The sequence below is a fragment of the Moraxella sp. FZLJ2109 genome, assembly GCF_024296965.1.
In the GTDB taxonomy this organism is placed as follows: domain Bacteria; phylum Pseudomonadota; class Gammaproteobacteria; order Pseudomonadales; family Moraxellaceae; genus Moraxella.
On record NZ_CP101112.1, the window covers coordinates 877,234 to 899,930 of the forward strand.

21 protein-coding genes are annotated in these 22,697 nt (G+C 46.6%); 4 read left to right on the forward strand and 17 right to left on the reverse strand.

Going from position 1 to position 22,697, the window contains the following annotated elements; genetic code table 11:
* Window positions 1–108 precede the first annotated feature (108 nt).
* Window positions 109–2,334 carry a DNA topoisomerase IV subunit A gene (parC, locus tag NKU06_RS04015; RefSeq protein ID WP_254728885.1) on the forward strand — a complete coding sequence of 742 codons (2,226 nt, stop codon included), beginning with the start codon at window positions 109–111 and terminating at the stop codon, window positions 2,332–2,334.
* Between the two features lie 64 nt (window positions 2,335–2,398).
* Here parC and NKU06_RS04020 read toward each other — a convergent pair whose 3' ends face one another.
* From NKU06_RS04020 to NKU06_RS04060, 9 genes are all read right to left on the reverse strand, one after another.
* Complete coding sequence (locus NKU06_RS04020; RefSeq protein WP_253224638.1) at window positions 2,399–2,719, reverse strand: YqfO family protein; 321 nt, start codon at window positions 2,717–2,719, stop codon at window positions 2,399–2,401.
* A gap of 104 nt (window positions 2,720–2,823) precedes the next feature.
* On the reverse strand, window positions 2,824–3,537 hold the full coding sequence (purC, locus tag NKU06_RS04025; RefSeq protein ID WP_254728888.1) for a phosphoribosylaminoimidazolesuccinocarboxamide synthase: 714 nt from the start codon (window positions 3,535–3,537) through the stop codon (window positions 2,824–2,826).
* A 77-nt stretch (window positions 3,538–3,614) separates the two neighbouring features.
* Window positions 3,615–3,887 (reverse strand): hypothetical protein, encoded by a 273-nt coding sequence (locus NKU06_RS04030; protein ID WP_253222803.1) that lies wholly within the window; start codon window positions 3,885–3,887, stop codon window positions 3,615–3,617.
* A 27-nt stretch (window positions 3,888–3,914) separates the two neighbouring features.
* Entirely contained in the window at window positions 3,915–4,820 is a 906-nt protein-coding gene (dapA, locus tag NKU06_RS04035) for a 4-hydroxy-tetrahydrodipicolinate synthase (RefSeq protein WP_254728891.1), read from the reverse strand.
* Between the two features lie 132 nt (window positions 4,821–4,952).
* Window positions 4,953–6,344, reverse strand: coding sequence for a trypsin-like peptidase domain-containing protein (locus NKU06_RS04040; protein ID WP_254728894.1), 1,392 nt, complete (start codon window positions 6,342–6,344; stop codon window positions 4,953–4,955).
* 149 nt (window positions 6,345–6,493) lie between these two features.
* Complete coding sequence (tmk, locus tag NKU06_RS04045) at window positions 6,494–7,111, reverse strand: dTMP kinase (RefSeq protein ID WP_253224637.1); 618 nt, start codon at window positions 7,109–7,111, stop codon at window positions 6,494–6,496.
* Between the two features lie 29 nt (window positions 7,112–7,140).
* Complete coding sequence (gene mltG, locus NKU06_RS04050) at window positions 7,141–8,238, reverse strand: endolytic transglycosylase MltG (RefSeq protein ID WP_254728897.1); 1,098 nt, start codon at window positions 8,236–8,238, stop codon at window positions 7,141–7,143.
* Window positions 8,239–8,335: 97 nt separating this feature from the next.
* A complete protein-coding gene (locus NKU06_RS04055) occupies window positions 8,336–9,148 on the reverse strand; it encodes an aminotransferase class IV (protein ID WP_254728900.1) in 813 nt (270 codons plus the stop codon).
* A complete protein-coding gene (locus NKU06_RS04060) occupies window positions 9,145–9,729 on the reverse strand; it encodes a hypothetical protein (RefSeq protein ID WP_254728904.1) in 585 nt (194 codons plus the stop codon). The genes NKU06_RS04055 and NKU06_RS04060 overlap by 4 nt, the downstream gene beginning before the upstream one ends.
* A gap of 194 nt (window positions 9,730–9,923) precedes the next feature.
* Here NKU06_RS04060 and aroE point away from each other — a divergent pair, with 194 nt between their 5' ends.
* The 3 genes from aroE (at window position 9,924) to NKU06_RS04075 (ending at window position 13,024) form a co-directional block, all read left to right on the forward strand.
* The gene (gene aroE, locus NKU06_RS04065) at window positions 9,924–10,721 is read left to right on the forward strand and encodes a shikimate dehydrogenase (protein ID WP_254728908.1); all 798 of its coding nucleotides are present in this window, start codon (window positions 9,924–9,926) and stop codon (window positions 10,719–10,721) included.
* 102 nt (window positions 10,722–10,823) lie between these two features.
* A complete protein-coding gene (locus NKU06_RS04070) occupies window positions 10,824–10,967 on the forward strand; it encodes a hypothetical protein (RefSeq protein ID WP_254728912.1) in 144 nt (47 codons plus the stop codon).
* A gap of 236 nt (window positions 10,968–11,203) precedes the next feature.
* Window positions 11,204–13,024 (forward strand): acyl-CoA dehydrogenase C-terminal domain-containing protein, encoded by a 1,821-nt coding sequence (locus tag NKU06_RS04075; protein WP_254728913.1) that lies wholly within the window; start codon window positions 11,204–11,206, stop codon window positions 13,022–13,024.
* 87 nt (window positions 13,025–13,111) lie between these two features.
* Here the strand turns inward: NKU06_RS04075 and galE are convergent, their stop codons facing one another.
* From galE to NKU06_RS04115, 8 genes are read right to left on the reverse strand one after another with little or no spacing between them, the layout of a single operon-like run.
* Window positions 13,112–14,137: a UDP-glucose 4-epimerase GalE gene (galE, locus tag NKU06_RS04080; RefSeq protein ID WP_254728914.1), complete on the reverse strand. Its 1,026-nt coding sequence runs from the start codon at window positions 14,135–14,137 to the stop codon at window positions 13,112–13,114.
* Window positions 14,137–15,381, reverse strand: coding sequence for a UDP-glucose 6-dehydrogenase (locus NKU06_RS04085; protein WP_254728917.1), 1,245 nt, complete (start codon window positions 15,379–15,381; stop codon window positions 14,137–14,139). The genes galE and NKU06_RS04085 overlap by 1 nt, the downstream gene beginning before the upstream one ends.
* Window positions 15,381–17,018, reverse strand: coding sequence for a glucose-6-phosphate isomerase (gene pgi / locus NKU06_RS04090; protein ID WP_254728920.1), 1,638 nt, complete (start codon window positions 17,016–17,018; stop codon window positions 15,381–15,383). The genes NKU06_RS04085 and pgi overlap by 1 nt, the downstream gene beginning before the upstream one ends.
* Window positions 17,019–17,027: 9 nt before the next feature.
* Window positions 17,028–17,900: a UTP--glucose-1-phosphate uridylyltransferase gene (locus NKU06_RS04095; protein WP_254728923.1), complete on the reverse strand. Its 873-nt coding sequence runs from the start codon at window positions 17,898–17,900 to the stop codon at window positions 17,028–17,030.
* 3 nt (window positions 17,901–17,903) lie between these two features.
* Window positions 17,904–18,812 (reverse strand): glycosyltransferase, encoded by a 909-nt coding sequence (locus NKU06_RS04100; RefSeq protein ID WP_254728926.1) that lies wholly within the window; start codon window positions 18,810–18,812, stop codon window positions 17,904–17,906.
* Between the two features lie 3 nt (window positions 18,813–18,815).
* On the reverse strand, window positions 18,816–19,970 hold the full coding sequence (gene glf / locus NKU06_RS04105; RefSeq protein ID WP_305884390.1) for a UDP-galactopyranose mutase: 1,155 nt from the start codon (window positions 19,968–19,970) through the stop codon (window positions 18,816–18,818).
* A gap of 7 nt (window positions 19,971–19,977) precedes the next feature.
* Window positions 19,978–20,895 carry a glycosyltransferase family 2 protein gene (locus tag NKU06_RS04110; protein ID WP_254728929.1) on the reverse strand — a complete coding sequence of 306 codons (918 nt, stop codon included), beginning with the start codon at window positions 20,893–20,895 and terminating at the stop codon, window positions 19,978–19,980.
* A complete protein-coding gene (locus tag NKU06_RS04115) occupies window positions 20,888–22,606 on the reverse strand; it encodes a glycosyltransferase (protein WP_254728932.1) in 1,719 nt (572 codons plus the stop codon). The genes NKU06_RS04110 and NKU06_RS04115 overlap by 8 nt, the downstream gene beginning before the upstream one ends.
* Between the last annotated feature and the right edge of the window lie 91 nt (window positions 22,607–22,697).

Genomic DNA, 22,697 nt, shown 5'->3' on the forward strand with positions numbered 1-22,697 from the left:
CATTGCTTTTTTGTTGCTTATCTTTGGGGGCAAACTTTACAATCACAAATTGTTTTGTCCGTATAAACTTGTTATCATAGAGTAATTTTTTAGCAGTTTATACGCATTATGACCACAGACATCGACACCCGCTCGGTGAGCGACTTCACCGAATACGCCTACCTAAACTACGCCATGTATGTCATCATGGATCGCGCCTTGCCACACATCGCCGATGGGCTCAAGCCCGTGCAGCGCCGCATCGTCTATGCCATGAGCGAGCTTGGGCTTAAGCACACCGCCAAGCCCAAAAAAAGCGCGCGTACCGTCGGTGATGTCTTGGGTAAATATCATCCGCACGGCGATTACGCCTGTTATGAAGCGATGGTTCTGATGGCGCAGCCGTTCAGCTATCGTTATCCACTGATCAGCGGTCAGGGCAACTGGGGATCTCCTGATGATCCCAAATCTTTTGCGGCGATGCGCTATACCGAAGCGAAGATGAGTAATTATGCCAATACTTTGCTGGCTGAACTTGAGCAAGGCACAGTCGATTGGCAGGATAACTTCGATGGCTCACTCACCGAACCTGTCACCTTGCCTGCGCGCCTGCCAAATATTTTGCTCAATGGCACAACCGGCATCGCCGTCGGTATGGCAACAGACATTCCACCGCACAATCTGGGCGAAGTGGTCAAAGCCTGCATTCGCTTACTAAAAAATCCAGAATTGTCCGTCAAACAACTGGTGCAAACCGTGCTTGCCCCTGATCTGCCGACCTCTGCCGAGATCATCACGCCCAAGGCAGACTTGGTCGCGATGTACGAGACAGGCAAAGGCAGCTACAAGATGCGCGCCACTTATCAACTTGACCCAAAAGAAAAAAACCATATTATTATCAATGCCTTACCTTATCAGGTCTCGGGCAATAAAGTGGTTGAGCAGATCGCAAAGCTGATGACCGATAAAAAACTGCCTTGGGTCACCGAAATCCGCGACGAATCGGACAACAACAACCCTTGCCGCATCGTCATCGAGCTCAAAAAAGGCAAGCTTGAGATTGATAAAATCATGAGCCATCTGTTTGCCAATACTGACCTTGAGACGAGCTATCGTGTGAATATGAACATGATCGGTGTCAATGGCAAACCTGAAGTCAAAAATCTAAAAACCATTCTCACCGAGTGGCTGTCTGTGCGCCGCGGTGTGGTGATTCGCCGCTTGCAGCATCGCTTGGATAAGATCGATAAGCGACTGCATATTTTGGCAGGCTTACTCATCGCTTACTTGAACATCGATGAAGTCATCCGCATCATCCGCGAAGAAGATGATCCTAAGCTTGAGCTGATGAATCGCTACGGCTTATCAGACATTCAAGCTGATGCCATCTTAGACATCAAACTGCGCCAACTTGCCAAGCTTGAAGAGATTGAGCTTAATGCCGAGCGCGACCGCCTAGAAGCTGAGCGCGCGGTGATCGCCAATCAGCTTGCCGACCCTGATGCGCTCACCGCCCTACTCATCGATGAGCTGACCGCCGATGCCAAAGAGCATGGCGATAAACGCCGCTCCCCTGTGGTAGAGCGCGACGAAGCCACCAGTCTAAAAGCCACGGAGCTGATGACGAGCGAGCCTGTGACGGTGGTGATCTCACAAGCCGGCTGGATTCGCCTTGCCAAGGGTCACAGCACCGATCCTATGCAGATGAACTATCGCTCGGGCGATGATTATTTGGCGCACGCCTTGGGTAAATCGACCGAACGCTTGATTCTCATCGACAGCACAGGTCGCAGCTATGGGCTTGATACCGTCCATCTGCCATCGGCGCGCGGTCAAGGCGATCCGATCACAAGCCTATTAAACCTTGCCAATGGCGCAAAGATTGAACAGCTTGCCTTCATGACTGATAAACACATCATCATGGCAAGTAGCGCAGGCTATGGCTTTATCAATCAATTATCCAATCTGGACACCGCCCAAAAAGCAGGCAAGGCAAGTATCAATCTGGGCGATGGTACACTGCTGCCCATCGCTGTGATGGATGATGGTGATGATTTGGTGGCGGTGAGCGTCTCCAATGGCAATCTGCTCATCTTCCCAAGTGATGATCTGCCACAGCTTGCTAAGGGCAAGGGCAATAAGCTTGTCAATCTAAAAGGCGATGAGACCATCACCGCGATCACAAGCTTATCAAGCAATGACAGCCTAGTCATCACCGCAGGCAAGCGCACCTTGACGCTAAAGCCCAGCGATGTCGCCAATTACACCGCCAAGCGCGCCAGTCGTGGTGCGGCATTGCCAAAGGGCTTTGGTAAAGTGGCGAGCATGACAAAACTGATCCAAAATTCTGATTGATCCAATAAAAAACGCCCAGATCGTGATGATTTGGGCGTTTTTTGGTACTTGGTTGGATTGATGATCAATCCCCTTCCACATCCACCGTCTGATACACTTCATAGGCAGGCACTTCATAAGGGTGCGCGTCTTTGTACGCTTGCACAACTTCGCACAGCTTATTCTCAGGCACCATCATCTCCACCTTCCACTCAGACACGCGCGTGATTTCACCGACTTCGCCGATGGTCGGATTTGCGCCATCCAGTGGGCGAAACTGCCCCATGCCCAATGTCTGCCAGCTGCAGCATTCATAATTACCATAATGCCCTGCACCGGCGGCGAACATCGCGGTTTTTACCACTTCCAGATGCGTCTCTGGAATGTAGGTAACGATTTTATACATTTGAAAATACATGATTTTTCCAAAAAATAAGGTTGATTAAAACACAGATACAGTACCGAATTTTAACCAACCCATCATCAAATTAGGTCATCAAAAGCCAAACATTAGGCAAGCGGCACACCAATACGGCGCGCAACTTCTTCATAACCTTCGACAACATCGCCCAAACCTTGACGGAAGCGGTCTTTGTCCAGCTTTTTCTTAGTCTCTTTGTCCCACAGGCGGCAGCCATCTGGTGAGAACTCATCGCCCAAGACCACACGGCCGTGGAACAGACCAAATTCAAGCTTAAAGTCCACCAGCATCAGACCTGCGTCATCAAATAGCTTCGACAGCACGGCATTGACTTTCAAGGTCAGCTCTTGCATTTGGCGCAGCTCATCAAGAGTGGCATAGCCAAGCGCAATCGCGGTAGATTCTGACAGCATCGGATCGCCCAGACTGTCATCTTTATAAAACAGCTCATAAGTCGGCGGCAATAGTGGCAAACCTTCGGTCAAGCCTAGGCGCTTCATCAAGCCGCCCGCGGCATAGTTACGCACCACTGCTTCTACTGGGATCATTTTTAGGCGTTTTACCAAGACTTCATCGTCTGATAGCCGCTTTTCAAAATGCGTCTCAATGCCTGCTTCGGCAAGCTTTTGCATGATAAAGGCATTAAAGCGGTTATTCACCATGCCTTTGCGGTCAAGACTTGCCATCTTCTCGCCATTGAACGCACTGGCGTCATTGCGAAAATGCAGTACCAGATAATCAGGATCGGCAGTTTCATAGACAGATTTGGCTTTACCAGTATAAAGTAGGGCTTGTTTTTCCATGGAAATTCTCAAATGCTTAAAAGTTAAGGAAATCTAAACACAAAAGTGCGACGCATCGACATCGCACTTCTAATGAATTAACGCACGCTTGGTGGCTTAGGCAGCTCGTACTGCTTGCCTGCTTCATTAATAAAATCTGATGATTTTTCATTAACGGTAGGTGTCGGATACAGCGGTACAAACTCTGCTGCAGGCTGTTCTGCTGGCAGTTGTAGCGGTGCAATCTTCTCGCTTGTGCGATAATCTAGGCTGCCGTTATCGCGCTTTGCCAGTAGGCTCTTGGTGGCGGCACAGCCTGTAAGTGCTGTCATCACCGCCATAATAACTGCTGTCAATTTTAAAGTTTTCATACACATTCCAACTGCTCAAAAAGTGAGTTAAATCAGGTTCGCTTTCGCCAATGCTGCATCGATCACGCTGTGATATTCATTCGACAGCCATACCAGCGGCAAGCGAATACCTTTGTCAATCTTGCCCATCTTATACAAGGCATATTTGGTCGGCTGTGGGCTAGACTCAACGAACAGATCTTGGTGCAGATGCTTGATGGTGTCATGAATCGCCGCCGCTTCGTCGAATTTGCCTTCTAATGCCAAGCCAAATACTTGGCTCATCGCTTTTGGTGCGACATTAGAAGTCACCGAAATATCGCCCGCTGCGCCATGTTTAACAAGCTCAAGTGCGGTCGGATCATCACCCGATAGCACGACGATACGATCACCGACGCGCTTGATTAGGCTTTTGCCACGCTCAAGATCGCCTGTGGCGTCTTTGATCGCGACGATATTATCGATATCCGCCAAGCGATTGACCGTCTCTTCGCTCATATCAGCGACCGTGCGACCAGGGACATTGTACAGCATCTGTGGCATATCCACCGCTTCGGCGATGGCTTTGAAATGCTGATACATCCCTTCTTGGGTCGGCTTATTATAATAAGGCACGACCAGTAGCGCACAGTCCGCGCCTGCGTTTTTGGCATGGCGGGTAAGCTCGATCGCTTCATGCGTTGAATTCGCGCCCGTACCTGCGATCACAGGCACGCGACCCGCCACTTGTTTAACAAAAAAGTTAATCACTTCGCTGTGTTCAGCCACACTCAAAGTCGCTGACTCGCCTGTCGTACCGACTGCGACCAAAGCATGAATGCCTTCGGCGATTTGCCATTCGATCAGCTTGGCAAGCTTATCATAATCCACCGCACCGTCTGGGGTCATCGGTGTGATCAGGGCAGTGATCGCCCCACGAAGTTTGGATTTGATGTCTTGATATGCGTCTGTCATACAAAAGCCTTGCTCGGTCTGTCAATCGGTCTAAAATTTACACCAACTTCTTGTTGGATTATTTAGTTTATCACATTTAATGGTCAATGTTACAGCGAAATTTGTTGCATTTAAATAATTATTCAATCCTGCTCATTCAAGGCGCATCCCAAGAATCACCGGCTCGCCTTGGCGAATCAGCTGCACCGCGACCACGCCTTTATTTGGCAAGGCAGCGACTTGGGCGGCGAAACTTTCGGCATCACGAATTGGCACACGGTTCAGGCCGACCAAGATATCCCCCGTTTGGATGCCAGCGCGCGACGCATTACCCACCAGATCCACCGAAGTGATCATCACGCCGCCTTGGATGCCTTGTTCTGTCAGCGCACGGCGTTCAAGCACGGTCAGATTGCGCAGACGCACGCCCAAGCGCACGCCGTCTTGTTGGCGTTTTTGGTCAGCGGCGATGTCATCTGCCGCATCACCGAACTGCCCTTTGGCTTGATAAGTCTTACCATCACGCAGATAAGTCAAATAAAAAGTATCGTGCGGCTTGGCTTTGTTGGTCAAATCGAACCATTCATGCGCCAGGTTGATCGGCATATCATTGAACGATAAGACCACATCGCCTGCTTGTAAGCCTGCTTGATCAGCTGGTGACTGTGGCACAACTTTGGTCAAAAGCGCGCCTTTAGGACGCTCAAGCCCATAGACTTGCACCAAATTACGATCCAGATCTTGAATGGTCACGCCCATGCGCACGCGCGTCACCTTGCCTGTATCGCGGATCTGCTGATAGATATCCATCGCCGTCTCAATTGGAATCGAGAACGACAGCCCCATATAGCCGCCCGTACCGCTAAAAATCATCGAATTGACCGCGACGACTTCGCCTTTTTGGTTGAATAATGGCCCGCCTGAATTACCGGGATTTAAAGCGACATCACTTTGGATAAAAGGTACTGTGCCTTCGCTTGGAATGCTGCGCGATTTGGCAGAGACAATCCCTGCCGATGCCGAATAATCAAAGCCAAACGGCGAACCGATGGCAAGTACAGGCTCGCCAACTTTGAGCGTATCGCCTTTTGCCACAGGCAGTGCAGGGAAGTTTGTGCCTTGTACCTTGAGTACCGCGATGTCTGAACTCTCATCACTGCCGATCAATTTGGCATCCAGCTCCGTGCGATCGCTTAGGGTGACGGTGATACTCTCGGCATCAGCGATGACATGGTGATTGGTCAAAATATAACCATCAGAACTGATAAAAAAGCCCGTGCCATAGCCCTGCTCAAGCATCGGCGCGTCAGGCAGCGGCACATCTTGACCCAAATAATCTTTTAAAATCTCTATCGCCTGCGCTTTGGCTAGGGTTTGGGTATCGACTTTTTTGGTGATGCTCACACGCACCACCGATGGCGATGCTTGTTCGACCAATTGGGAGAAGTCCACGCCCACCACCGCGTGTGCCGTCATCGGCACGCTCATGGCGACAGGCATCCATAGGCTTAGGGCAAGCAATCCGCTCAGTGCTGTTTTTTTCATAAGCAATCCTTGTTTCGCCTGCCAAATCCAAGCTCGGCGATGATAAGCATGATTGCGCCTAGTATGCAAAAATCTAAAGTTACCGTCAAGTATGCTTTGGCGACAATACCTTGCCCAAATCCTACGCACCAGCAACAATCCTTGCCAATCTACAGCCCAAGCACCCGATCAATGCGCGCCGCCACTTCATCAATCGTCCCATCAGCATCAATGCGATGAATGCGCTGTGGGTGGCGTGCGGCTTGATGACTTAATCCTTGATGCACTTTTTCAAAAAAGCTTAGCGCATTGGCTTCTAGACGATCGGCAGCACTTCTTTTGCCTGCGCGCATCATGCCTGTCGCCACATCCAAATCCAGCCACAGCGTCACATCTGGACTGATCGGCACAAAATGCTCAATCAACAGCTCAATCTTATCAAGCGCCGCCTGATCACCATCAAAGCGACCAAAGCCCTGATACGCCACCGTACTATCAAAAAAGCGATCGCAAATCACCCATTTGCCCGCTTGTAGTGCAGGGATAATCACCTGATGGATATGATCAGCGCGCGCAGCGAACATCATCAAAATCTCAGTATCAGCATCGATGCTGCGATTAGGATCCAAAAACATCGCACGCAGCTCTTCGGCAAGCACACTGCCCCCAGGTTCGCGCGTACGCAGCACCTGTATGCCCCGTGCTTGTAGGCGCGCGACCAAGCCATCGATCGCCGTGGTCTTGCCGACGCCTTCTGTCCCTTCAAAGCTGATGAATTTACCTGTCAATTGCTTGGCATCTGCCTTATGCGTATCCGTCATTGCCCTTCCTTTTGGCGCATCACCGCGCGATATTCTTCTACCGCTTTATTATGCTCATCGAGCGTTTTACTGAATTTATGCCCACCATTGCCTGTCGCAACGAAAAACAGCACATCAGACTTATCAGGATGCATGGTCGCAAGGATGGATTCTTTGGACGGCAATGCAATCGGCGTGATCGGTAAGCCATTGATTTGATAAGTATTATACTCGTTTTTCTCATTGATATTACTGCGATAAATCTTACCATCATAGCGGTCAAACAGCCCATAAATGATGGTCGGATCGGTCTGCAGTTTCATACCCTTAGCAAAGCGATTGACAAATACCGACGACACCAAACCGCGCTCATCGGCGATGCCTGTCTCTTTTTCAATGATACTTGCCATGATCAAAGCTTCATACGGCGTCTGATATGGTAAATTGTCATCACGCGTCTGCCATGCTTCATCCAAGATACGCTTTTGGTCATCATACAGCTTTTGTAAAATGGCTTTATCGCTCACGCCTGCATTGAAATGATAAGTATTGGGCGCAAACCAACCTTCCAAATGCTGATTGGGCGCATCAATCCCAAGCGCCGCAGCAACCGCAGCATTATCACGCGCCACATCTGTCCACGCATAACCATCTGCCGGTGGCGTCAATAGCTCAAGCGTCACGCCATCGGTAGTTTTGATCGCTTGGTACAGATCCTTGATGGTCTTGCCTTCGACGATGCGGATGACGACTTGCTCGGATTGACCGCCTTGCTGCAAGATGTCCATGATGCTAGCAAGACTTGCACCACTTGGGATGGTGTACTTACCTGCTTGCAATGGCTTATCTGCACTCAATGACACATACGCCTTGGCAAGTGCAGGCAAAGCAAGCGCGTTATCCGTCCAGCCCTGCTTGGCAAGCAAGCTATAATAAGTATCGCCTTTTTCGACGCTGACCTGCTGCTCGGTATCCACCGCCGCGGCAAACAGCGTCTGATACAGCACGATCAGCGCGATGATGACAGCAAGAATCAGCACGATCAAGATCGGCTTGGTCTTCTGTGAAGATTTGACAGGTTGCCTGACGGGTTTTTTGCGCGTAGAATTTGCCATAAAAATACTTCATAAAAAAATTTAGCCAATTGTAGCAAATTTTCGCCCAATTAACACTCAAATCCTGTGTGAAACAACACTATGCTAATAGATATCATTAGACAAACTGATCCAGCACCCGCCCATCCAAACGCCACACAGGAATGATACCGCGCACGGCATTGGTGATGAACATCGCTTGAATCGCACTCAAATCACCCTGCATCAGCACGCGCTCACTGATACGCCCAAAGCGATCACTTGTCAGCACTTGGGCGCGCATCACGCCAGCTACGCCAGATAGGTTCACAGGCGGCGTGTGCCATGCGCCATCGATTTGATAAAACACATTACCCATCGTCGCGCAAATATACTGCCCATGCACATTGGCAACCAAACCATCGGTTGCGCCCTGATCTTGGCGCGCCAATAATTCAGCGTGTGCCAGTACCTGATCAGGGCAGGCGATCAGCTTAAGCCCTGCTAGGCGCGGTGGGCGGTGGGCAATTTGGCTGTCCAAGCAAATCATATCGACAGGCATCGCGATCGGTAATCCGTCCTGCCACTGATGCGCCTGATACACAGGCATCGCTTGGCATTTGATATACGCAGTGGCACGACTATCACCACCACGATAACCATAGCCACGCACAGACTGCGGCGCGCGCGTGATGATGATTTTGATGAGACCTTCTGTGATCGCTGCCGCCAAGGTATGTAGCTGCGCCATCAGACCATCGACATCAAGCACCATCTTAAGTGCGCCAAGCCCTGCGATCACACGCACACGATGTCCGTCCGCCCACAGCATCTGCCCATCATGCACGCCAATGGTGCTAAAAAACCCATCGCCATAGCAAAACGCACGCTCATCCATGCGCGCATCAGACGCCTGTAGCGCACCGTCAAACTGATAAAACCGTACCGTCATTTATCAAACACCACACGGCACTGATAATGCTCACAGCGCCCCTGCACAAGCTTAAGCGCGCCGACGGACTTTGGCGCGATAGCATCACCGCGCAGCATCTGTGCGACCACTGCCGTACCGGTCTCACCGCCCAATCTGCCCATCATGCGATAGACGCGCTTGGCGTATTCCACCGCTTGATTTTTGGTGGCGTCATCATCGGTCGGCGCAGGATAATACCACACCACTTCAAAGGCAGCTGCCGAGTCGATACTATAAAAAGGCACGCCCTGCTTGGCACTGTAGCGGTAGCGTGTCGCTTGATTGCCATAAAAATCTAGGGCGTCTTCTTCGGTGGCAGTGCTACCAAGCTCGCCCGATAACTCATCAATACTCGATACGCGCATCGGCACGCTCTGCCAAGTGCTGGTATCATAGACCACAGGCTCATAGACCACAGGCTTGCCATCATCAGCGACCACCGTCTCAGCATCGGTCACTGGTCGAAAAGTAATCAGCAATACCGCCGCCACCGCCAAAATGGCAGCCAGCAGCAATAAGCCAAGTTTGGATTTGGGCGGTTTTGGCGCATCGGTGCTCATAGATTATCCTGATAAACAGATGAAATATCGTCATTGTAGCACAATTTTGCCCCAAAGCATTTTATGATCAAGCGGATTTTTGGCAAACTACCCAAGCAAAAACTTGGGATTTTTGATAAAATTGGCAATCGCAATCATCTTAAACTTCCACCACTGAACTTCCACGATTCACCGCACCGATTTGGACACTTAATATGCAGCATTTTATCGTCATTGGCAATCCGATTAGTCATTCAAAAAGCCCTGCCATCCATCACGCCTTTGCTGACAGCGTAGGACTGGATATCTGCTATCAACGGCAGTTTTGTCCTGATAATCAGGACAGCTTTGAAGCGGTGGTATCGGCGTTTTTTGCCGGTGGTGGCGTAGGTGCCAATGTCACTTTGCCTTTTAAGGAGATCGCACATCAGCTATGCCAAAATACAGGTGTAATGAGCGATGATGCCAAGATGGCAGGTGCGGTCAATACCCTGATGATGCGTGATGGCAAACTATACGGCGATAATACCGATGGCCGTGGCTTGGTGGCAGATCTGATTAGCCAAGATGTTGATTTAACTCATAAAAAAATCGCCATCTTGGGTGCAGGTGGCGCTACTCGTGGGGCGATTTTACCCTTGCTATCTCATGGTACACACTTGGCGATTTATAATCGCACGCTTGCCAAAGCTGAGCAACTGGTGCAAGACTTTGATCACCCTAATCTATCCGCACACGGTTTAGATGAACTACATAATACCACCCATTTTGATGTCATCATCAATGCCACTTCGGCGACCACCACAGGTCAGTCGCTGGATTTTGGGCATATCACGGCAGATTTTGCTTATGACATGATGTATGGCAAGCCATCAGCATTTTTGGCGCATTTTGCCAAGCAAGGCGCACGCACATCTGATGGCTACGGCATGCTGATTCATCAAGCCAAGCTTGCCTTTGAGCTGTGGACAGGGGCAGTGGTGGATTTGTCAGCAGTGGTGTTGCCCAAGTGATGTGAGTGATGGCTGATTGTACCTTGAATTTTGGGCAAGCAGCACCATCTTAGGCAAACCTTGGGCAAATTTGAATTTTAAAACTGTAAATAGGAGCAGATGATGAGCAAGCAGATGACAGACGATTTTGAGGTCGATTTTGATGATTTGGACAATCTACTGGACGACTTTGATGGCGTGGCTGTCGAAGGTGGGGTCGATAGCATCAATGATGAAGGCTGTGAAGGCGGTGCCTGCAAGCTATAGGTCATACGGTAGCAAATAAAAGCGATTATTCGATGAGCAATAATCGCTTTTTTGTTGATGAGCAGCCATTAAATAATAACAAAAAATTTGCCAAATTAAATTTTCTTATGAAAATAAGTTATCATAAGCCAAAAAACCCTTTTTATTCATGCAATTTGTTGTATAGTGTTTCAAACGGCATCTGCCACTGATGATTTTTAGCAGTATCCAAGCGATACAACCAACAAGGATGACTTATGCTAACTTATAAAGCCCCACTTCGTGATATTAAATTTTTGATGAATGAAATGTTCGATTTTCAAGCGCATTATCAGACGCTTGAAAACGGCTCGGCTGCCGATGCCGAAACGGTGGACATGATTTTGTCAGGTTTTGCCGACTTTGCCGAAAATGTGCTATCGCCACTGTATCAGCCTGCCGATGCCGAAGGATGCACCTTTAAGGATGGCGAAGTCGCCACACCAACAGGCTTTAAAGAAGCCTATCAGCAATTCGTCGAAGGTGGCTGGCAAGGCATCAGCTATCCTGAAGCCTTTGGCGGTATGAACCTGCCAATGTCACTCAATCTCATCAAATCTGAGATGATGGGTACTGCCAACTGGCCGTGGGCGATGTATCCAGGTCTGACCACAGGCTCGGTGAACACCATCTTGCAGTATGGCGATGACGCTCAGAAGGCGACCTATCTACCTAAGCTCATCTCAGGCGAATGGTCGGGTACGATGTGCCTGACCGAAGCACAGTGCGGTACTGACCTAAACCAAATGAAAACTCGCGCCGTGCCAAACGATGACGGCACTTATGCCATTACAGGCAGTAAGATCTTTATCTCAGCGGGTGAGCATGATTTGACCGAAAACATCGTGCATATCGTGCTAGCTCGCCTACCCGATGCACCTGCTGGCACCAAAGGCATTTCGCTGTTTATCGTACCGAAATTTTTGCCTACAGATACTGGTGAAGTCGGCGCGCGCAATGCAGTGGCTTGTGGCTCGATTGAGCATAAGATGGGCATCACCTCATCAGCTACTTGTGTGATCAACTTTGATGGTGCAACAGGTTTTCTCATCGGCGAGCCAAACAAAGGCCTAAAAGCCATGTTCACTTATATGAACACCGCGCGTATCGGCACAGGCATCCAAGGCCTATCACACATGGAGCTGTCATTCCAAAACGCCCTGCCATACACCAAAGAACGCCGCTCGATGCGTGCATTATCAGGTGCCAAAGAGCCAAATCAGCCTGCCGATGCCATCATCCACCATGCGGATGTACGCCGTATGCTACTCACCCAAAAGGCATTTACCGAAGGTGCGCGTTCGATGATCTATCACACCGCACGCTATGCGGATAAGCTTGCCGAAGCAGTGGCAAAAGGTGATGAAGAAGCCATCAAACAATGGGATGATAAGATTGGTTTTTATACACCCATTCTCAAGGGTTTCTTGACTGAGCTTGGCATTGAGTGTGCCAAACATGGTCAGCAAATCTACGGCGGTCATGGCTATATCAAAGAATCAGGCATGGAGCTGATTGCTCGTGATGCACGCATCTCGACACTGTACGAAGGCACCACAGGCGTGCAGGCGCTCGACCTACTCGGTCGTAAGGTGCTATTGCATGGCGGTGGCAAGGTCATCCGTGACTATACAGCAGGCATCATGAAATGGTGCGGGGAATATGCACTGGACAAAGATATGCGTAAATTTGTCTGGACACTCACCAAGCTGTGTGCTGAGTGGAATATGCTGACCGCACGCCTGCTACTGACCGCTCGCAAAGACCGTGATATCGTCTCGGCAGCATCGGATGACTTTTTGATGTATTCAGGCTATGTGATGATGGCATATCATTGGGCTCGCATGGCAGCGGTGAGTTTTGATAAGCTCAAAAATGGTGGCGAGCAGCCAAAAGAGTTTTATCTTGCCAAAACTCAAACGGCGGAGTTTTATTTTGAAAAACTGCTACCAAGAAGCTCGGCACACGCTGAGAGCATGACTGTACCAAGCGAAATCATGATGCAGATGGATATTGAGCATTTTGCGTTTTTGGAATAATACCCAAACTTAAACAACTAGCCCACAAACAACAAGCCCATGCAGATGGTTGCATGGGCTTGTTTGCATATGACGCCATCCGCTATATCAGTGACGGTAGCCATTGGGGTTGCCACTTTGCCAACGCCATGCATCAGCACACATCTCATTGATGCCCAGTGTCGCCGTCCAGCCGAACAGCTCTCGCGCCTTGTCACTGCTGGCATAGCAAGCCGCCACATCACCAGGTCTGCGATCAACGATGGCATAAGGCACAGCTTGCCCTGTATTCGCCACAAAAGCATCCACAATCTGCAATACCGACGTACCATTACCTGTGCCTAGATTGACAGGGCAAAAGCCGACACCGCTTGGGGTCTTGACCAGATATTCCAGTGCCGCCACATGACCTTTTGCTAAATCCACCACATGAATATAATCACGCACACCTGTACCGTCAATGGTGTCATAATCATTGCCAAAAACAGACAGTTTTTCAAGCTTACCGACCGCTACTTGGCTGATATACGGCATTAAATTATTGGGAATATCACTTGGATCTTCGCCAATCAGACCGCTTTTGTGCGAACCGATTGGGTTAAAATACCGCAGGGCAACTGCATTAAACTCACCATCCGATTTTGCCAAATCTTCCAAGATATACTCAACGGTCAATTTAGACTGTCCGTACGGATTGGTACAAGAGCGTTTGGCGGTCTCAACGATTGGCAATACTTCAGGGTCACCATAGACAGTTGCCGATGATGAAAAAATAAAGTTTTTCACCCTATATTCTTGCATGACTTCTAGCAAGTTGAGCGTACCTGCGACATTGTTTTGGTAATATTTGACAGGCTTTGCGACCGACTCACCCACTGCTTTTAGTCCAGCAAAATGAATCACGCCAAAAAAATCATGCTCAGCAAAGGCTTTGTCAAGCAAATCTTTATCCAAAATATCACCTTGGATAAATTGGATGCCTTGCCCTACAATCTGTTCCACTCGTTCAAGTGCCACAGGGCTTGAATTGGACAGATTATCATACACCACAGGTGTAAAGCCTGCTGCAATCAATTCAATCAAGGTATGCGAGCCGATATAGCCTGCGCCACCGGTTACGAGAATTTTTTTCATCATACTTCACCCTTAGTGTGATTACGGCCGATGCCATGATAATCGCCCGCATACTGTGCGACCAATTGATTATTCAAAATATTTTTAGCATCAAAAATCGGTAAGCCAAACTGATTTAATTGCCCAATAGTTGGCAGCACCGCTTCTGACCAGTTTAGGACAAACAAAGCATCACGCCCTGCCAAATCATAAGCATCATCACATAGACCAAACAGCGGCTCATCACCATATAGCTCGGTGAGCTCAAAGCCTGCATTTGGGGCATAAATGCTCGTCTTGATGCCATATGACCATAACAGCTTTAGAAGCGGATGAATCGCCCCATTGGTCGTACGGCCCGTATTGGCACGATAGCCTGCACCCCAAATCATCACGGATTTACCATCAATAAAGCCTTCAAAATATCGCCAAAATTTACGGAAAATCAGCTCTTTTTGGTCTTCATTAATCTGCGATACGGTGGACAATAGACGGCTTTGGACATGATTTTGTTTAAAAAATTGATCAAGTAGCTCAACTTCTGTAGGCAGTGCCTGACCGCCAAAACCCCACCCTGCCGACAGATAATCCTTGCCGATACGCTTATCCAGTCCCATCACTGTCTGCACCGTGGTCATATCCACGCCGCTGGCATCCGCTAGGCGCGCCATCTCATTGACAAAGCTTAGGCGTGTGGCAAGCATCGCCATAATCCCTGCACGGGCAAATTCCACCGTCTTAATATCACCTACAAACTGCTTATCCGTGCGAGATAACAGTATGAGCAGTAGCTCATTGGTCGTATGCGTGCCTAAGGTCTTTTCACCGATCATCACCATATCGGGTGACGACAGCGAACCAAAACCCGTACCATCTTTCATAAAAACAAACGGCACATAGCAGACTTGGCTAGTGGCAAACTCATTTGCCAAAGTTGCCACATCACCAATAGCCACCGAACCACTTAAGATGACTTGGGCTGTCGTGTCAAATAACGACGGCAAATGCTCATCTACGCCTTGGGCATCCAAAAACAGCCACACATAGGCGGCAGTCGCTGGCGACGCCACCACAGCGATTTGCCCTGTCTGCGTGTACATTTGCCACAGGGCTGACATCTGATGGTCAAACTTGTAGCTTGCCAATGTGTGCGACACCGCACTTTCATCCGCCAATAATTGCACTGATTTATTTAGACTTGCCAGCCAAATGGCAGTATTGATAGACTCATTGGTACAGCCGATGAGTAGGATAGAATCAGTCATCATACGCCCCCTTTTACGGCTTGAGCCTGTAGAATCTTGGCAAGCAGTGCATTGGTTGAGCTATCAAAGCCGTCCGCCTTGCCATCATTTAGGGCATCAAACACACTGTTTGCCATCACTTTGCCCACTTCCACGCCCCATTGGTCAAAAGGATTAATCCCCCACAGTACACTCATCACATACACTTTATGCTCATATAGGGCAATCAGTGCACCCAAACTAAATGGACTTAAGCTGTCTAATAATAAGGTGGTAGATGGCTGATTACCGCGATAGCGTTTAAACTCATTCAATTCATCTTGGGTAGTTTCGCCAAGCGCCCCATTACCAAAGGCAAGCACCTGCGACTGCGCAAGACAGTTTGCCAAAGATAATTTGTGCTGCTCTTCTAAATAGGCATCGTGATGGTGCTGCTGATTATCATATCGACGAATCGGCGTGATAAAATCGCACGACACTCTTTGCGTGCCTTGGTGTAATAGCTGATAAAAAGCGTGCTGAGCGTTTGAACCAATATCACCCCACAGAATCGGACAGGTGGCATAATCCACCGCTACGCCGTCACGCGCCACCGATTTGCCGTTGGACTCCATCTCAAGCTGGGTCAGATAATTGGGGAAAAATGACAATCGCCCATCATAAGGCAACACCGTATGGGCATTGATCCCCAAAAAGGTAGAATTCCACACACCAATCAAGCCAAGCAGTACAGGCAGATTATGCTCAAAGTCAACGGTGGCAAAGTGTGTATCCATCGCATAAGCACCCGCCAGCAGTGCACGAAAACCAGTCATACCAATACGAATGGCGATGGCAAGCCCGATGGCCGACCACATACTAAAGCGACCGCCCACCCAGTCCCACAGCAAGAGCTGATTATCCGTATGAATGCCCCAGGCACTCATCTTATCGGTGCGAGTCGAGATACCGATAAAATGCCGACGCAGCAGGCTTTGTTCTTTGGCACCAGTGGACAGTAGCCACGCCTTGGCAGTTTTGGCGTTTGATAATGTGTCAATCGTACCAAAGGACTTAGATGAGATGATAAACAGCGTCGTTTGCGGATTGAGTTTCTTGAGCAAGCCATCAAGCTGTGTGCCGTCCATATTGGAAACAAAATGTACCCGAATGTCCGTATCTGCCCATTCCTCCAGTGCCGTCGCCGCCATGAGCGGTCCAAGGTCTGAGCCACCAACCCCGATATTGACCACATCGGTGATTGCCTTGCCTGAATAGCCACGCCACACACCTGTACGGATACGGCTAACGATCGCTTCGCACTTATCTAGGCTATCATGCACCTGCCCGCTGACATCCACACCATCCACCAACAAGGGCTCACCCTTTGGCAAGCGTAGAGCTGTGTGCAAGGCAGCACGATTTTCAGTGTCATTGACCTTGACACCTGATAATAACTCATTGATTTTATGGGATAAATTTTTGGATTTGGCAAGGGCTATCAATGCCGACAGACGCTCATTATCCAGTGCCTGCTTACTATAATCCATATAAATCCCACAGGCAGCCGCACTAAATCGCTCACTGCGAGTGCCATCGGCAAATAATTCACCGATATTTGGCGTGGTGGCAGCAAGCTTTTGTAGGGCTTGCCAAGCGGTATTGGTGGTATGGCTCATGAATTATCCTTAATTCGCAGGCTTGACACCCAATTTATCAGCAAAATACACAAAGGCCTGCATATAGCTTGTCATATCGCCAGCATCAAAACTGTTGCCCACCATTGTCACTACATCCATGCCTTGTGTGCTAATCAGCGCATCAATGGCATCAGTCAGCTGAATTTCTCCACCGACGCTTGGGGCAGTCTTGGCAAGATACTCAAAAATCGCATTATCAAATACATAGCGACCCACCACCGCAAGGTTGGACGGTGCAACATCAGCTGATGGCTTTTCGACAAAGCCTTTGACATCAAAGCAGATATTGTTATCTGATTTTTCAATGGTTTGGGTGTCGGCTAAGCGGGCGATACCGTATTTATGAATGTCTGCCGACGCCACAGGATCGACTAGAATCTGACTACGCCCTGTCTTGGCAAATTCAGCCATCATAAAGGCAAGGTTATGAGCCTGATAGTCAGACGCATAAGGATTTAGCACCACATCAGGCAGTAGCACGGCAAAGGGGTTATCGCCCACTACCGCACGACCTTGTAGCACCGCATGACCTAACCCCAATGGCTTGCCTTGGCGGACGCTAGTGATGGTGACATCATCAGGCAAGAAGCTTAGGCTGTCAGCAAGTGCATCTTTGCCCTTGCTACGCAGCTGAGTATCCAGCTCGCTATTGATATCAAAATAGTTCTCAATCGCCATCTTTTGGGCGTGATTGACCAGGACGATATTTTTGATCCCAGCAGCGATGGCTTCTTCGATGACATATTGGATAGCAGGTTTATTACCCAGTGGCAACAGCTCTTTTGGTACCGCCTTGGATAGCGGTAGCATACGCGTACCAAAGCCTGCAACAGGGATAATGGCGTGGGTGATTTTTTTCATAATTCAACCTTTAAAATCGTTATTCATATAGCCGACAAATCCATAAATAAATGCTTTCAGCCATAAGCAATAGCTTCTAACATCTTTTTTATACACCAAATAAAACCAAGTATATCGCCAAAACTGTTTATAGACAATTTTAGACATCTTAAGAAAATCGATATCATCTCGCAATCTCAACATATAGGCCTGATTGCGAGTAGAATAGAATAATTTAAATGGCGAATCTAGATGATGATATCGCTTTCCTTTAATATAAAAATATTCATTCACAGATGTCGGATGATAAATGGTTGCTTGAGTAAATATAGCGGTCTTAAACCCAGCATGCAAGATACGCATTTTATATTCTTGCTCATCACCACGAATAAAAAACTCCGCTCGTGGAATGCCAACTTTTTCAACCACTTTTTTATCAAATAATACACCATTAAATAACTTAATATCATTATCTAGAAGTGATACTTTTTGAATATCTCCAATCTTGGTATGCTTTACACCATTCACTTGATATTCATAAGCTGCCAGTTCATGATTATCACTATCCACCACAAGCGCAGAAATAACGTCATAGTCGTGCTGTTCTGTAATTTGAACCATATCAGCAATAAATGTGTCACTTGCTGGATAGGCATCATCATCCAAACTAACAATATAATCACAGTCGCTATTTTTAGCAATCTCAAAACCTGTGGCGAATCCACCTGCACCGCCTAAGTTTGCACCCAGTTGATGTAGATGGATTTTATCATTGTGATAGCCATTAATAATACTACAAGTATTATCTGAGCTGTTGTTATCCACAATAATGATCCGCCTGGCTAGATATGACTGCGATAACAACTTATCAATCAGTCGCCCAATGTATTTAGCAGAATTATAAGTGGTAATAACAACAGCAATTTTTTTCATGAATTACAGCATATTCACATAAAACGGACGAACAGCATCTCCGTTTTCCTTAGCGGTCAAGAATGCTCTTGCCACATCTAGCGCCTCACGAATGGTCACATCCATATCAAGATATCGATAAGTCGCTAGACGACCAACAAACGTTACTTTGGTTTCTTGATTGGCCAGATTCACATATTGCTCTAGCATGGTTTTCTCATCAACCAAGCGGATTGGGTAATAAGGGATATCCTCTTCACCACACAAACGGCTATACTCTTTAAAATACACTGTCTTATCATGCTTTTCCCAAGGCGTGAAATGCTTATGCTCAGCAATGCGTGTAAATGGCACCGATTCTTCGCCATAATTCATTACCGCACAGCCTTGGTAATCGCCTTCATCCACATAACGCTCAAAGTCTAGTGTGCGATAGCCCAAGCGACCTAAGCGATAATCATAAAACCCATCCAAAGGTCCTGTATAAAATACATGATCAAATCCACCTAACTCAGCGTGATCAAATTCACAATTTAATTCTACAGTGATATTCGGATGATTTAAGATACTTTCGACAATCACAGTATAGCCATCTTTTGGCATGCCTTGGTACTTATGAAAGAAATAATTATCATCATAATTAAATCGTACTGGCAAACGCTTTAGGATACTGGCTGGTAATTTGGTTGGTGACATTCCCCATTGTTTTTGGGTATAGCCCTTAAAGAAAGCTTCGTATAAATCTCGACCAACAAATTTTAGTGCTTGCTCTTCAAATGACTGCGGCTCATCAATGCCCTTATCAGCTTGCTCATTGACAATAAAATCATAAGCTTCTTGTGGGCGAAACGCCTTGCCAAAAAATTGGTTGATGGTATGCAAATTCACAGGCAAGGAGTATACCTGACCGCCAACCGTGGATTTGACACGGTTGGTATAAGGCATCATCTCGCCATGTTTGGTGACATATTCCCATACTTCTTGATCGTCAGTATGAAAAATGTGTGGACCATAGTGATGCAGCATGACATTGGTTTCATTATCACGCTCGGTATGGCAGTTGCCTGCGATGTGACTACGCTTGTCAATCACTTTGACCTGATAGCCATTTTCTGCAAGCTCACGGGCGATGACCGCACCCGAGAAGCCTGCACCGATGATTAGGGTTTGTTTGTTCATAATATAATTAAACTCTTTTAACCTTAGGGTTAAACTTAACCCCCTCCAATAAGCTTTTGTTAATCTCAGCCCTATTTGCCAAGCTAACTCCACCTTTATGAAGCTGCAGATTTACTCTTTGGGAAAATTTTCTCCATGAATTCACACCTTGGTGATGATATCGATATGATGCTTCATTTCTTGCGCCGTATTTAAATTTCCATAGATTTTTATCATTAACATCACTAAAATTTACACCCCTATTGTTTGGTGTAAAATGTCTTACAATACTATCTAGAACCAAGATGCCTGGGTAGCTACGCGATAACCTTCTAGTGTACTCGACATCGTCATACCAAATAAAATACTCTGCGTAAGGCAGACCAACCTCCTTCACTTTATCTCTGTGAACTAATGCGGAAACAAACGAACAGGTCTCCACTAGCATTGCTGGGATTTGTTGATTATTATAAAATCTAGTCCAATCCCAAATTGGTTTTGGAATATTCATCTCACAGATATCTTCAGTATCTTGAAACTTCACCAAAGAACAAGCGAATCCAGGTGTGTAAGGGGTATTGTTTTTAAACCATGACCACGAGTGTATTAGTTTTTCAAGAGCATCTGGCTCAGGTACACAATCATCATCCATAATCCAAAGAAAGTCGTTACCATTGGTCATTGCAATCTCCATGCCTTTTGCAAAACCTCCAGCACCTCCTAGATTTTTTTTCGCATGATATATGCGAAACTGAGTGTTGTCCGCAAACTGCTTTAACCAATCTGGGGTTTGATCGGTTGAGCAATTATCAATGACAACAATCTGATTCACAAAATAAGTTTGCGCTACCAAAGAATCAATAACTTTTTTAAGCCAATCCAATCTATTAAAAGTCACAACAATGGCGGAAACAGTGTATTCTGATGATGGCAATTGATTAGACATCTTTGACACTCCCATAAATTTCATCTAGGACATTTTCCCAATTCAATTTGCTAGCAATTGTATTGATGGCATCAAATTGCTGCTTTAAAAGCTGTTCTGCATATTTAGTTTCATCAAAAGCTTTATCCAGCAGACTCAAACAGCTCTCAATGAATAAATCAGGATGGCGACTCAGCAGAGAATCTGGTGCAACTATCTCTTTTTGAGAGCCAACATCAGTACTCACAACAATGCAGTTATTTAAAATCGCCTCATAAGCTACTAAAGTTAATCCCTCATTTTCAGATGGAATAATTAAAAAATGTGACTCTTTCAGTAATTGATCCACATCGTAGTCAGCTGGCAAACGATTGATGACCGCTCCCAGGCCTTTTTTCTCAATTAATTGATCGCAGATGTCTGCTAACGGACCATCTCCAACCATGTTAAAGACAATATTTCTAGACTTCAATCTTGGATGGTTTTTGATTTTACTTATGAGTTCAATAAATAAGTATGGTCTTTTCTGATTAACAAAACGCCCAACAAATGAAATATGACATTCTTTATTCAGTGAATACACCTTATCAAATGATAATTCAAGCTTAGATTCTTGATTAAATAGATAACCTAGTTTAATTTTATCATAAGGTACTAATAATTCATTCGCTAAGTACTCACTTGATTCTTGACTAATGGTGTGGTGATAATCCAAATATTGTGAAAATACGCCACTGACCCGAACATAGCCACCATCTGTGTGTTCAACAATATGCGTTGTATCCAAAATCTTTTGCGTATTTGTTAAAGCTCTGATCTTTGGTAGTGCTTGATATGCCGATATAGCGTGATGAATATGAAAAACGCCAACATTTAACCGATTGTTCGCATTAATATAAAATCTATGCCAATATTCCTTAGGGAGACTGTCAGCAATATTAAAGATATTCTCGCAAATATCTCTTGCTTTATCCTCATAATATTTATTACCTCTTTTGTCTACAATGCAATAGACATGAAAGCCCATACTGCGAGCCTTTTTCATTGAAGTAATAGCAAACTTTTCAGCACCCCCATGGTCGAACCAGTGCAAAGCAAAGAGAGCGCTCTTATGCTTATTGCTTTCCTGTTGGATTGGAGCAATTTTGACATTGTTATAATAAAGTTGTGAATGCTGATGGTTTTGACTACGATTTTCAATATTAATGTCGATCTGCTGCTGTCTTTTTTTATCTACAGCGAGAACATCGTCTAAGATTGAAACATTATTGTATCTATTGAATAGGTCATGGCCAATTTTATCCACATTGACAATTTTACCAACGCCAATTTTATTTAAATCATAAATGCTTTTTTTCAGGACAGCTTTACTTATTGCAGGATATTTGGTTTTGCGAGGTGGCTCTTGAAAAGTGGAGCGTACTTCTTTCTCTGCAAATGGTAGTGTGACAAAAATGCGGGGGTAAATAGCCGTATGATTATGATGGGCTATCTGTGCAGTCGCCACCAAAGTCCCACTTGAAAATACACCATCTGGCAAATTTTCTTCAGTAAATAAACCAACGCCACCAGAAGTTTCATTCGGTTCCAAAAAGTACAACAATGTAGTCTCATTTGATATCGCCAGGATATCATACATCATTGCATCATCTTTCATTCTTCGTGATAATTTATCTGAAAGATGCATTAAATGGCTAGGCAATAAACTATTGATTTTAATTTCATTTATCATAAATAATCCTTGGTAATTTAGCAAATTTCAATGCTATTAATATTTGAGCACTGGCGCATGAACGCTATTATATCAGAATTCAGGCTTATTT